This is a genomic window from Thermodesulfobacteriota bacterium, assembly GCA_031082315.1.
Lineage (GTDB): Bacteria > Desulfobacterota > QYQD01 > QYQD01 > QYQD01 > QYQD01.
In genome coordinates, this window is the sequence record JAVHLC010000003.1 from 22383 (window position 1) to 35110 (window position 12728).

At 50.1% G+C, this 12728-nt stretch carries 11 protein-coding genes; 2 read left to right on the top strand and 9 right to left on the bottom strand.

The features are described 5' to 3' along the window. Positions 1-15 precede the first annotated feature (15 nt). On the bottom strand, positions 16-534 hold the full coding sequence (gene cobU / locus RDU59_03585) for a bifunctional adenosylcobinamide kinase/adenosylcobinamide-phosphate guanylyltransferase (GenBank protein ID MDQ7837557.1): 519 nt from the start codon (positions 532-534) through the stop codon (positions 16-18). Next, on the bottom strand, positions 531-1640 hold the full coding sequence (gene cbiR / locus RDU59_03590) for a cobamide remodeling phosphodiesterase CbiR (GenBank protein ID MDQ7837558.1): 1110 nt from the start codon (positions 1638-1640) through the stop codon (positions 531-533). The genes cobU and cbiR overlap by 4 nt, the downstream gene beginning before the upstream one ends. Positions 1641-1840: 200 nt before the next feature. Between cbiR and RDU59_03595 the strand changes: the two genes are divergently transcribed. Both RDU59_03595 and RDU59_03600 read left to right on the top strand, forming a co-directional pair. Next, positions 1841-4279: a histidine kinase dimerization/phosphoacceptor domain -containing protein gene (locus tag RDU59_03595; protein MDQ7837559.1), complete on the top strand. Its 2439-nt coding sequence runs from the start codon at positions 1841-1843 to the stop codon at positions 4277-4279. Positions 4280-4283: 4 nt separating this feature from the next. Then, on the top strand, positions 4284-6554 hold the full coding sequence (locus RDU59_03600; protein ID MDQ7837560.1) for a response regulator: 2271 nt from the start codon (positions 4284-4286) through the stop codon (positions 6552-6554). 100 nt (positions 6555-6654) lie between these two features. Here the strand turns inward: RDU59_03600 and RDU59_03605 are convergent, their stop codons facing one another. From RDU59_03605 to RDU59_03635, 7 genes are all read right to left on the bottom strand, one after another. Then, on the bottom strand, positions 6655-8586 hold the full coding sequence (locus tag RDU59_03605) for an NAD(P)/FAD-dependent oxidoreductase (GenBank protein ID MDQ7837561.1): 1932 nt from the start codon (positions 8584-8586) through the stop codon (positions 6655-6657). After that, the gene (gene pgsA, locus RDU59_03610; GenBank protein MDQ7837562.1) at positions 8583-9158 is read right to left on the bottom strand and encodes a CDP-diacylglycerol--glycerol-3-phosphate 3-phosphatidyltransferase; all 576 of its coding nucleotides are present in this window, start codon (positions 9156-9158) and stop codon (positions 8583-8585) included. The genes RDU59_03605 and pgsA overlap by 4 nt, the downstream gene beginning before the upstream one ends. Positions 9159-9165: 7 nt before the next feature. Beyond that, positions 9166-9798 (bottom strand): transglycosylase SLT domain-containing protein, encoded by a 633-nt coding sequence (locus RDU59_03615; GenBank protein ID MDQ7837563.1) that lies wholly within the window; start codon positions 9796-9798, stop codon positions 9166-9168. A 24-nt stretch (positions 9799-9822) separates the two neighbouring features. Continuing rightward, positions 9823-10476 (bottom strand): fructose-6-phosphate aldolase, encoded by a 654-nt coding sequence (gene fsa, locus RDU59_03620; protein ID MDQ7837564.1) that lies wholly within the window; start codon positions 10474-10476, stop codon positions 9823-9825. Between the two features lie 146 nt (positions 10477-10622). Further along, entirely contained in the window at positions 10623-10898 is a 276-nt protein-coding gene (locus tag RDU59_03625; GenBank protein ID MDQ7837565.1) for a YHS domain-containing protein, read from the bottom strand. Position 10899: 1 nt separating this feature from the next. Continuing rightward, positions 10900-11403 (bottom strand): 2-amino-4-hydroxy-6-hydroxymethyldihydropteridine diphosphokinase, encoded by a 504-nt coding sequence (gene folK, locus RDU59_03630; GenBank protein ID MDQ7837566.1) that lies wholly within the window; start codon positions 11401-11403, stop codon positions 10900-10902. A gap of 2 nt (positions 11404-11405) precedes the next feature. Then, positions 11406-12575: an LL-diaminopimelate aminotransferase gene (locus RDU59_03635; protein MDQ7837567.1), complete on the bottom strand. Its 1170-nt coding sequence runs from the start codon at positions 12573-12575 to the stop codon at positions 11406-11408. Positions 12576-12728: the final 153 nt, after the last annotated feature.

Consider the following 12728-nt stretch of genomic DNA (forward strand, 5'->3'; position numbering starts at 1 on the left):
TTTTCCCCTCACCAGTTATTTGATTTTGATCGGTATGCCGGCCACCAGCCAGTAGACTTCATCGGCACAGGCGGCCAGCTTCTGGTTGACCATACCGGACAGGTCACGAAATCTCCGGGCCAGTCTGTTTTCCGGGACGATACCGGCCCCGACCTCATTAGTTACTAAGATAAAGGAACAAAGGGGCTTGTGTATTTTCTCCGCAAGAGCCCCTACCGAGTGCATTATTTCTTCTTCGGGCATATTCTGGAACAGCATATTGGAGACCCACATGGTGATGCAGTCGATGAGTATGATGCCGGCTGTTGCTGCCTCCTGGTCTATGGCCCTGGCAATATTCATGGGCTCTTCCACGGTGCGCCAGGCCTGTCCCCGGTCTTTCCGGTGATTTCTTATCCGCTCTTTCATCTCCTCATCCAGGGCCTGTCCCGTAGCCAGGTATAGCCGGCTTGTAAAGTGACGGTTGGCATAGTCCAGGGCAAACCGGCTCTTGCCGCTCCGGCAGCCTCCGGTTACCAGGATGGTCTTCTTCATGCCTTTTTCCACAGTTTTTCCAGGACTTCTAAAGACGTTTGAAGGTGATGAAAGGAAAAGACCTCGATAGAGACCGTACCCGTATATCCTTTCAAAAGGCGCAGCCAGTCTAAAAGAGCGGCCTCATCCAGGACATCAAGGCCCAGATGGTCACGGCCTTGATAGACACCGTATAGATGGATAATGGCCGTCTTCTCCAGATACTTATCCAGGTAGTACCGCGGATCTCCTCCGCCGAGCAATATATGGCCGAGATCAAGGCAGACGGAAAGGCCAAGGTCGTTGATGATATCCTCTACCCAGGTCAGGGGGTAGTTAAGGGTTTCGACAGAAATCAGGCCCGGTTTAATGCCCGTCTTCAGGATGTTCCCGGTGCTTTCAGCAATATGTCTCTGCCATAAAGAGAGATTTTTCTCACCTGGAAATCCCCCTGTATCCCCCTTTTCCAAAGGGGGAATTGATGGGGCCACGTCTTTCCCCAAAGGGGGACTTTGGCTTTCCCCGTTTTCCAAAGGGGAATCTAACATATCCCCCCCCTTACTAAAGGGGGGGGAGGGGGGATTATTTTCATTGTCCTTTGCCCGCCGTAGGCGGATGGGTGTTTCATCATAGTTATAGTGCAGCGTATAGGTAGAAGGGGTAAGCCTTTTGGTAAGGGCTATGGCCTCTTGGACCGCCGCGATCCCCTCTGCCCTTGCCTTGTCTGAAGGATGTCCGAGGAAAATATCCAGGGGAAGGTGCACATTGTAAGATAATCCTTCTTTATTCTGCAAAGCGGAGAGATCTGATATTTCTTCCCTGTCCGGCAGGTTTTTACTCTCAAAGAGGATTAGCTCCATCTCGTCCAGGTAGGGGGCAAGGCGCATAGCATTGGGCAGGATACGGTCGGGATAGATAAACGAGGTCGTGGCCAGGCGGAAAGGAAACCTCCGCCGGTAGCTTTTGGAAAATTTTGAATAATTCCCTTTGTCACGTTCTACTACAGAAAACATGGCGCTTAACATATTGAGTAGCGGAGGCCGTGTCAAGGAAAAATGATTTTTGGATAAATTGGTTTTGACAGCCCGTGACTCTTTATGTATAAATACAAATTGTTTGATTTTCATAGCTTTTTATCCCCTGAGCGATCATGAGGCAGTTTTCATCCGGAAACTCAAAAATTCCGGACGAGCAATCAGCACTCAGCAATCAGCGTTCAGCTTAATCTGTTGTTTGTCTTATTTTTTTGCTGACGGCTGAAAGCTGATCGCTGAGTGCTTTCATCCGGAAACAGTAGTTTCCGGATGAACATGAGGCAGTAAATTGTATGGAGACAAAAGGGTTATCCAATAAGGTGGTGATAGGCACTATAGCCGGTTTGGCCGGTATCGCCATCCTTCTGTACACAGCCTATCTGTCCCACAGGGAGTTTGAGGATACTTTGGTTTTCCATACACAGGAGCAGTTACTGACGGTTGCGAAGACAACCGCAGGTAGATTGGAGGAGGTTATTGGCCATCTATCAAAACACCTAAAGGTTTTGGCAGATGACTCCATAGTCCAAGAAGAGATTTACAAGGGGGCCTTATGCCAAGAAAGGCGTACGTGTCCGATCGAAAATTTTTATGAGGGACATAAAGGCTATATTGATTCCATAGTCACGTGCGATGTTAATGGAATTATATTGCATAGATACCCATTCCGGGAGGATGCGAGGGATAGAGTGGGGATGAGTCTTACTGATAAACCAGATATAGCGTATGTTGTGCGTGAGCATAAACTGTATGTTAGTGAGTGGTTTTATAATAACATAGGTAAGCCGGCTATCTCTATTGCTCAACCAGTGTTCTATAAGGATAAGTTTGTTGGGGTAGTTCGATGCATGATTGGCGGAGATACCCTATCTAACATCTTTATTCAGCCGATCGAGAGGGTTAAGGGAAGTCAGGCCTGGATATTAGATGAAAAGGGTACCTTATTAGCTCATTCCGATGCAAAACAGCAGGGCAAAGATATTATAGCTCATAGAAAAAAGGCGTTTTCTGCTCATGACTGGTCAGCCTTAGAACATATTATAGAGAAGGCGAGACGGGGGGAAGAAGGCGCCGGCACCTATATCTGTGCGACACGTGGCAAGAGACTTATAGCTTATGCCCCGGTGCATATCGGCAACCAGTTATGGTCCATCGGCGTTTCCATGGATTATTCCGAGATCACAGGCCCCCTCTACAGACATGCCGCAGGGCAGATAACCATTGCCGGACTGGTTATATTGCTGTTTGCAGCCGGGGGATTTACTTTTTATAAAATTGAAAAGAAAAATGCAGCCGATCTCAGACGGAGGAACGAAGAGTTAAAGCAGAAGGTCATTGAACGTAAGCGGGCGGAGGAGGCGCTGCGTGAAAGTGAAGAAAAACTCGCCGGTATTGTCGATTCGGTGACGGATCAGATGATTATGGTGGACGAGCAATTTAATATCGTATGGGTCAATGATGTGGCCAGGGCCCTGTTCGGGCCGGACATGGTTGGTAAAAAATGCTATATTGCCTATCACGGCCGCGACCGCGTTTGCGATAAGTGCATGATAAAAGAGTGTTTCGAGGACGGCCGGGTTCACGAATTTGAGACAGAAATTACAGGGACTGACGGTGTCTCACGAGTCTTCTGGGGTACGGCCAGTGTGGCCGCACGCTATGAAGACGGCCGTCCCATGATGGTAGTGGAATTCTTGCGCGACATAACGGAGCGCAAGCGGGCGGAAAAGGATATTGAGACATTGAAGCAACAAATGGAGTTTATCCTGGGCGCTACAAAAACCGGCCTTGACATTATCGATTCAGGGTTTAACGTTCGTTATATAGATCCGGAGTGGGGTAAGATATACGGCGATCCGACCGGAAGAAAGTGTTACGAATATTTTATGGGCCTAAGCGATATGTGTCCTGGCTGCGGAATCCCCATAGTCCTGGAGACGAAGGCCATCAACGTCACCGAAGAAACGCTGGTCAAGGAAGGCAACAGGCCGATACAGGTTACCACCATACCATTTCAGAATGAGGAAGGAGAATGGCTGATTGCGGAAGTCAACGTGGACATCACCGAGCGGAAACGGGCGGAGGAGCAAATCAGGGCCTCGCTTAGAGAGAAGGAGGTGCTCCTGAAGGAAATCCACCACAGGGTCAAAAACAACCTGCAGGTAATTTCCAGTCTGCTTAGACTTCAGTCCCAATATGTGCAGGACAAAGGGGATGTGGAGATTTTTAAAGAGAGCCAGAACCGGATAAAGTCGATGGCCCTTGTCCATGAAAAGCTTTATCAATCCAAAGACCTGGCGAGCATTAATTTCCATGAATACGTCAGTCTCCTGGTAAATGGTTTGTTCCGGTCCTATGGAGTTAATACAGACAAAATTACATTAAAAACAGATATTGAGGACATTATGCTTGGGGTTGATGTTGCTATTCCATGTGGATTGATCATAAATGAACTGGTTTCCAATTCGCTGAAATATGCCTTTCCGGAAGATAAAGAGGGTGGGATAAAAATTACGCTCCGCACATTAGATGAAGGTGCGATGGAGCTGACGGTTGCCGATAATGGTGTCGGCCTGCCGGGGGATTGGGACCTGACAAACAGCGGGTCACTGGGTCTGAAACTGGTTAAGATTCTGACCGATCAGATCGACGGCCAGATAGACCTGGATAGAAGTGAGGGGACTAAGTTCAGGATAGACTTTAAAAAAACAACTTATGAAAAAAGGATTTAAGACCATGGAAACAAAGATCATGGTGGTTGAGGACGAAGGAATTGTTGCCGAAGATATACGCAGCAGCCTGGGGAGTTTGGGATATACGGTCTCAGCGGTGGTATCGTCCGGACAGGAGGCTATTAAAAAGGCGGAAGAGTATAAGCCGGATCTGGTGCTGATGGACATTGTGCTGAAGGGTGAAATAGACGGGATTGAGGCGGCCAATCAGATACGTTTGTGCTTCAACATCCCGGTCGTATATCTTACTGCGTATGCCGACGAAAGGACCATGGACCGGGCAAAGGTAACCGAGCCGTCAGGATACATTGTCAAGCCGTTCGAAGATAGAGAGTTGCGCACGACCATTGAGATGGCCCTGTATAAACACAAGATGAAGAATAGATTAAGGGAACGTGAAGAGTGGCTTTCTACCACCCTCGGGAGTATTGGCGATGCAGTGATTGCTACGGATGCCCAGGGACACGTCAGGTTCATGAATCCCGTTGCCGGGTCCCTGACCGGATGGAAAGAGGAAGACGCGGCCGGAAAGTCTCTGGCCGAAGTCTTTAATATTATAAATGAAGAGACACGCAGGCCGGTCGAGAATCCTGCAACTAAGGTGCTGCGAAAGGGTGTGGTCGTCGGTCTGGCCAATCATACTTTATTGGTAGCTCGTGATGGGGCTGAGATACCTATTGACGATAGCGGTGCGCCTATCAGGGACGCCAAAGGCGACATCATCGGGGTAGTTCTGGTCTTCCGCGACATCCGGGAACGCAGGAAGGCGGAACGAGACCTTCAGGAATCAGAGAGACGTTATCGCGGCCTGTACGAGACGGCCTTGGTGGGCCTGTACCGCAGCCGGATCAGTGACGGCAAGATTATCATGGCAAACCAACTGGCTGCCAACATTTTGGGTTATAGCTCGATTGAGGGGCTAACCACGGAATTTGTATTTGGCGAGCGTTATTCGCCGGAGAAAAGGACGGAGTTGTTGCGGAAGTTGGAGGAATGCGGCACGGTCTCTGATTTTGAGATACAGGTCACCCGCAAGGATGGAGAAAAAATAGACCTGATGATAACGGCCAGGGCCTATCCGGAAGATGGTTACATCGAGGGCGCCATGATCGATATTACTGACAAGAAACACCTCGAAACTCAACTACTCCAGGCCCAGAAGATGGAGGCCATCGGTACCCTGGCCGGTGGTATTGCCCATGATTTTAACAACCTGCTCATGGTGATCGAGGGATACGCATCCTTGATGCTAAGCGATCTCGATTCAAGCCATCCCCATTATAGCAAGCTAAAACAGATCGAAGAGCAGGTCAGAAACGGGTCTGATCTGACCGCTCAGCTTTTAGGGTTTGCCCGCCGCGGGAAATATAATGTTAAGCCGCTTGACGTAAACGAGATAATGAGAAGCAGTGCCGGCATGTTTGGCCGCACCAAGAAAGAGATTACCATCAGAGAGAAATATGATCCTGATATCTGTACCGTAGAGGCCGACCGGGGCCAGATCGAGCAGGTGCTTTTGAACCTTTATGTGAACGCTTGGCATGCCATGCCGGCGGGCGGGGATATCTATTTAGAGACAAATAATGTCATCCTGGATGAAAGCTACAGCAAGCCCTACAAGGTCCAACCGGGGAGATATGCCAGGATATCTATTACCGATACGGGTGTTGGTATGGATGAAACAATCCGGAGACGCGTATTTGAGCCCTTCTTTACTACCAAGGAGATGGGCCGGGGCAGCGGGCTGGGATTGGCTTCGGCCTATGGGATTATCAAGAATCACGGCGGCATTATCAATGTCTATAGCGAAAAAGGCCATGGCACGACGTTTACTATCTATTTACCGGCATCAGAAAAGGAGGTCGTAAGGGAAAAGGAGATGTCCGTAAAGATGGTAAAGGGAACAGAGACGATCCTGTTTGTAGATGATGAAGGGATGATCCGGGATGTAGGCCGGGAATTGTTGGAAGAATTGGGATATAAGGTGTTCATAGCCAGAGACGGAGAAGAAGCGGTCGAGATTTATAAGGCAAATAAGGGTGGGATTGATCTGGTCATTCTGGATATGATCATGCCGGGTACAGGGGGCGGTGAGACCTATGACCGTTTGAAGGAGATCGACCCAGGTATAAAAGTCCTCCTTTCCAGTGGATACAGCATTAACGGCGAAGCCTCCAAGATTTTGGAACGGGGATGCAGCGGGTTTATTCAGAAGCCGTTCAACATGGGAGGCCTTTCCTGCAAGGTAAGGGAGGTTCTGGATAAGAAGAAGTGATGAGCAATCAGCTATCAGCCGTCAGCCATCAGCAGTCAGTTAAAGGTGCTATTCCACTTTCTGAGAGCTGATAGCTGATTGCTAACGTTCTATTCTGACTTCAGATCTTCAGCGCTACCTCGGTGGCGCTTCTCAGCGCCGCCCCAAGATTGCCCGGCTGAGAGGCATCACCAATAACTATTACCTCTTTAATTTTCCCCTTAAGTTCATCCGCCAGGCTGTTTTTCGATCGCGCGCCAACGGCCAGTATCACCTGATCTGCCTTGATCCGGAGTCTCTGACCGTCCTTTTTCTCCAGAGAGACCATAGTCCCGCTAATCTTTGTAATCCGGGTATCCGTAAGTATGTTCACTCCCTTATCGGCCAGTCTGGCCAGCAGGCGCGCCCGGGGAATATCTTTCATTCGGCCCAATACCTCCGGCAGCATCTCAACCACGGTTACCTCCCTGCCCGGCTCAGCCAGCCAATCCGCAGTTTCACACCCGATATCACCTCCGCCGATAATCACTATTTTCCGACCGGGGAGAACCTTTTTGGCATAAAGCTCCCGGGCGTCAACCACAATACCGGAATCCATACCGGGAATCGGTGGACGTATCGGATGTGACCCGGTAGCCACTATAACCGCGTCCGGCGCCATATTGACTATATCTTCTACTGCGCCCGGGCGGTTGAGGCGGGCCTGAGCAGTGCTTTGTTTTAAGGAATGTATTAGGTAGCGTAAGGCCCCGGACATCTCTTCTTTGAATGGGGCCTTGTCGGCCAAAAGTAGTTGGCCGCCGGGCTCGGCCTCTTTTTCCCAGAGTTCTACTCTGTGCCCCCTCTGACTGGCTATGACCGCGGCCTGTATGCCGGCCGGGCCGCTTCCGACAATCAGGATTTTTTTCTTTACTGTGACCGGAAGCACATCCCAGCGATATTCAAAACCGGCAAAGGGATTAACTGTGCAGGCGCGGCCTAAGCCCGGTACTCCTTTGTCGGCGCAGTCTTCCAGGCAATAGGTGCAGGCCCTTATACCGGCAATATTTCCAGACGCGGCCTTATTGGGAAGATCCGGATCAGCTATTAAGGCCCTGGCCATAGCCACGAAATCGGCCTTGCCTGAGGCGATAATCTCTTCCGCCAGGGCCGGTGTATTTATCTTACCGATGGCTATGACCGGCAGGTTAACGGCGGCTTTAATCCGGGCGGCGGTCTCTGTCAGCAGACCCGGTGCACAGTCATGCCCGGGTATGGTAACAAACTTGGTAGCCTTATTGCCGGCATTAGCCAGGATGGCATCAGCGCCGGCCTTTTCGATCAATCTGGCCATGGATACGGCCTCATTTACAGTCAGGCCACCGGGGACAAATTCATCACAGACCAGTTTTACCATTACCGGGAAATCCCGGCCGGCACATTGTTTTGTTTTTTCGATCAGCCGGGTTAAAAAACGGCACCGATTTTCCACAGGCCCGCCCATATCATCCGTGCGTTTGTTGAGAAGCGGCGAAAGGAGCTGGGCGATCAAATCACCGTAACTGGCCTGTATCTCCACTCCGTCGTAGCCGATCTCCCCGGCCCTTTTAGCCCCGGCAGCCATAACCTCTATTATCTCTGTGGCCTCCTCCCGCGACATGGCATTGGCCAGGGGAACGACCCAGCCTTCTCCCTTTTTCTTGGCTCCGGGAACCTCTTTATCTAAGATTCTTTCTTTGGGATAATTGAGCTGCATAAAGGCCCTGGCGTCTTCGGCGTGGATTATGTCCAGCAGTCCGGCTATGCCGGACGCATACTCTTCTGTGTCAAGGCGAAGTTCCTGTGGTCCCTTATAGGCGCGGGGATAATCCAGACAGGGGCAGTCCAGCACGATCAGGGCCACCCCGCCCCTGGCTCGAACCTGGTAAAAGGCCTTTATCCTGTCGTTTACCTTGCTTTCAGCAGCATACTTGGTGGGGTAGAGCGGCATGATAATACGATTGCGCAGATTACAGGTCCCGATAGTTTCCGGCGTAAAAAGATGGGGAAAGTACAGAGGGCTTCTCCTGGTCACTTCTGTTCCTCGCCAAATAACCGATAAAAGCGAACAAAATAATCTATCCCGGACCACACCGTCAAGATAAGAGCAAGCCATAACAATGCCTTGCCGAATTGATGAAAGTTGATGCCCAGGTAAGTAAAGTGAAGCAGGAGGGCGATAAGGGCGCTGATCTGAAAAATAGTCTTGGCCTTACCCAGGCCGCTGGCGTCGATAACCACTCCGCCGGTAACCCCGATGCCGCGCAGGCCGGTTACCGCTATCTCCCGCCCGATGATGAGAAATGCCATCCAGGCTTCCACCCGACCCTTGGGGATAAGCATGATTAGGGCCGCTGAGATGAGAAGTTTATCGGCCAGAGGGTCCAGGAGTTTACCCAGGGCGGTAACACACTTTTGTCTGCGGGCCAGGAAACCGTCCAGGAGATCGGTTATAGAGGCCATGGAAAAGAAAAAAGTCGCCCAGAAAGCCGGAAGCGGCTGATCTGAACGGCTAATAAAAAACATAACCAGAGGGATACAAAAGATGCGGAAGATTGTAAGACTGTTAGGTAGGTTCCAGGTGTTTATACGCCCTGTCTCATCCATGCGGTAATCATAGCATCTTATTTTCCTGATAACCATATCTATTTTTGTAATTTCGGAAGTACAGCAAGACCCTCTGTACGTAATCCTGCGTCTCCTTAATCATGGGGATTTGTCTTCGGTTCCCAACCCTATCCGGGCCGGCATTATAGGCCGCCAGGGCCAAAGGTATATTGCCGTCGAACATGCCTAAGAGCCGTTTCAGGTACTTGACCCCGCCGTATATGTTTTCCGCCGGATCAAAAATATCAAACACGGACATCTCCTGTGCCGTCTGAGGCATCAGTTGCATCAGACCCCGTGCTCCCTTCGGCGAAAGCGCCAGGTAGTTGAAGTTGGATTCGGCCTTAATTATAGCCCGGACCAGATTCGTATCTACACCAAACCGTCGGCAGGCCGCATGAATGACAGGATCGTATCTTTTAATATCACCCGAAAGAGCGGCATAGGAAGTCCGTTCTATGGTCTTTCTGGTGCGGAGGAAGACCCTATATCGCTCGTCGTTAGGCACATCGGTAAAATGAACTACGCCCTCGCTATCAGTAAAACAGTAAATATCCGCCCATGCAGAGATAGGGCCGGCTATCGTTAGGATCGTTAAAAACAGGAGGAACAACACGGTTCGCAAAGCATTCGCCCGCATCCCTCTGTGACCCCCACTCGAAAATTATTTCTTGGGACTGCCTACTTTCTTCCAGTCCGCCAGAAATTTCTCTATTCCAATATCCGTAAGCGGATGTTTAGCCAACTGGGCAATAACCTTGAATGGTATAGTGGCCACATCCGCACCCATCAGGGCCGCCTCCAGGACATGACCGGGGTGACGGATACTGGCCACGATGACCTCTGTATCAAAGGCATAGTTGTCATAGATAGAAATAATGTCCCCGACCACATCCATACCCACCTGGGAAATATCGTCCAGCCGGCCAACAAAGGGACTGACGTAGGTTGCGCCGGCTTTAGCCGCCAGCAGGGCCTGCACCGGTGAAAAAATAAGCGTGACATTGGTTTTAATGCCTGCTTCGCTGAGCATCCGGGTGGCCTTGATCCCTTCCGTGGTCATGGGCGCCTTGATAACTATATTATCGGCAATTTTGGCCAGATCTTTAGCCTCTCTAACCATTTCTTTGGCCTCCAGGCTGACCACCTCAGCGCTGATAGGCCCTTTTACTATCTTGCATATCTCAGTCAGGAGCTTCTTGAAGGGCTTGTTTTCCCTGGCAATGAGCGAGGGGTTTGTAGTTACCCCATCGATCAGGCCCATATCATTGGCCTGCCGGATTTCATCCAAGTTGGCGGTATCGATAAAAAACTTCATACACACTCTCCTTTATGCATTTGTCGTTTTGAAAGATTAACCACAGAGCACACAGAGGAAATAAAAATCATACCTGTCCAAAATACGTTATGAATCAGAATACAGAATTCAGTAGGTTTTATCTTAACTTCTGTCTTCTATTTTCTTTATCTTTCTCTGTGCACTCTGTGGTTATTTTCTTCCATAAATTTTTGTTTACATTTTTCACTGCAAAAGTAGTAACTTTTTCCGTCCATAACGGCCGTAACGGCCTCATTTTTGGGGCAGTAGGCGTGACAAACCGGGTCTTCCACCAGCTCTGCGGTTATTGCACTATCATCTTTCTTTCGATTTACTTGTTCAGGTCTGCCCAACTCCCTTCGCACGGCCTTATAAATCTGATAAACAACAAATATTAAAATGATATAAATGAGCAGCCTCATCTCAGTTTTCAACCTCTATCCGGCGGACTCGCTGCCCGTTTTCCGGCACTTCCTTGAGCAAATCACAAACCCTTTTTTTGAGCACCGGATGCTCGAAGTCAGGAGACAGTTCGCAAAGGGGCACCAGGACAAAGCGGCGCCTATGCAATCTGGGGTGAGGAATGATTAGCTCCCCGGTGTCCAGGACCATGTCGTCATAAAATAAAAGGTCGAGGTCGATAATCCGCGGCCCGTATCGGGCTGCCCTTTCCCTTCCCATTTCATCCTCAATATGGTGTAAAAGGCAAAATAGATCCCGTGCGGATAGAGGGCTTTTTACCTCGGCCGCGGCGTTGACATACCATCCCTGCGTTTTTAATTCCTGAGGTTCCGTTAGATACAGAGAAGAGAGGCGTATCTTTAATCTGCTATCAGCCTTAGCCAGGCGACTTGAGGCCTGGAGACAATTGGCCTTGGCGTCGCCCAGGTTAGATCCAATACCAATATAGGCCAGGACATCTTCCAAGGTTAAAACCCTACATTCTTAATACGCTGGACGGCCTCCTGGAGGCGTTCTTTTCCCACTGTCAAGGCCATACGAACATAACCTTCTCCGGGCGCGCCAAAACCATTGCCCGGAGTAGTAACGATACCCGCCTTGCTCAAAAGGTAGGCAGTAAATTCGGCGGAGTTATATCTCCGGGGGACTTCAACCCACAGGTAAAAGGTAGCCCTTGGTTTTTCCACATTCAACCCCGCTTCTTTCAGGCCGGCGACTAAAATATCCCGGCGGCCGGCATAAACAGCCTGCATCTCCCGGACACAGGTCTGATCACCATCAAGGGCCGCCATACCGGCTATCTGGATAGCCTGGAAGACTCCGGAATCAATATTGCTTTTTACCTGTCCCAATCCGGCGATGACCTCTTTGTTCCCCACAGCAAAGCCTATGCGCCAACCGGTCATGTTATAGGTTTTGGAAAGGGAATGGAGTTCGATCCCTACCCCCTTGGCTCCCTCGACCTCCAGAAAACTGGGCGGCCTATAGCCGTCAAAGGCCATCTCGCTATAGGCCGCATCATGGCAGACTATAATGTTATATTTTTCAGCAAAGGCCACGATTTCTTTAAAGAAGTCCACTGTAGCCACGGCTGCCGTAGGATTGTTGGGATAATTAATGAACAGGAGACGGGCCTTTTCAGCTACCTCCGGAGGGATGGCAGTCAGGTCCGGCAAAAAATGGTTTTCTTTGGTAAGGGGCATATAGTATGGCTCGCCGCCGGCAAATATAGTTCCGATATGATAAACCGGATAGGCCGGTGACGGCACCAGGGCCACATCACCGGGATTAATGAAGGCGAGGGGGATGTGGGCAATGCCCTCCTTGGAACCAATCAGGCTAACGACCTCTGTTTGGGGGTCCAGAGAGACGCCGAAGCGTCTTTCATACCATCCGGCCACGGAAAATTTAAAGCCGTTCATGCCCGAATAAGAGGGATAACGGTGATTTTGGGGATCGGTCGCCGCTTCATTAAGCCGGGTGATTATATGCGGCGGCGTAGGAATGTCCGGGTCTCCTACGCCGAGGTCAATGACATCCAGCCCCCGTGCCTTTACCTCCTCTTTCATCCGATCTATCTCCGCAAAGAGATAAGGCGGCAGCTTCTTTAGTCGTTCCGATTTTTCTATCTTGATCATCTGCGCTAAATACCTTTCTAATTAATTTCCATCCAAAAACCCAGGTTTTCTGGATGGAGCGGTCGGCACTCAGCTATCAGCATTCAGCTCAACCGATTGTTTGCCTTGAGTTTTGCTGATGGCTGACCGCTGATAGCTGAAAGCGTGAAGTTC

Bases quoted from the DNA above. Each gene is read 5' to 3' on its own strand.
- cobU (MDQ7837557.1), bottom strand. From the start codon at position 534: ATGAAGAAGACCATCCTGGTAACCGGAGGCTGCCGGAGCGGCAAGAGC.
- cbiR (MDQ7837558.1), bottom strand. From the start codon at position 1,640: ATGAAAATCAAACAATTTGTATTTATACATAAAGAGTCACGGGCTGTC.
- RDU59_03595 (MDQ7837559.1), top strand. From the start codon at position 1,841: ATGGAGACAAAAGGGTTATCCAATAAGGTGGTGATAGGCACTATAGCC.
- RDU59_03600 (MDQ7837560.1), top strand. From the start codon at position 4,284: ATGGAAACAAAGATCATGGTGGTTGAGGACGAAGGAATTGTTGCCGAA.
- pgsA (MDQ7837562.1), bottom strand. From the start codon at position 9,158: ATGGATGAGACAGGGCGTATAAACACCTGGAACCTACCTAACAGTCTT.
- RDU59_03615 (MDQ7837563.1), bottom strand. From the start codon at position 9,798: ATGCGGGCGAATGCTTTGCGAACCGTGTTGTTCCTCCTGTTTTTAACG.
- fsa (MDQ7837564.1), bottom strand. From the start codon at position 10,476: ATGAAGTTTTTTATCGATACCGCCAACTTGGATGAAATCCGGCAGGCC.
- RDU59_03625 (MDQ7837565.1), bottom strand. From the start codon at position 10,898: ATGAGGCTGCTCATTTATATCATTTTAATATTTGTTGTTTATCAGATT.
- RDU59_03635 (MDQ7837567.1), bottom strand. From the start codon at position 12,575: ATGATCAAGATAGAAAAATCGGAACGACTAAAGAAGCTGCCGCCTTAT.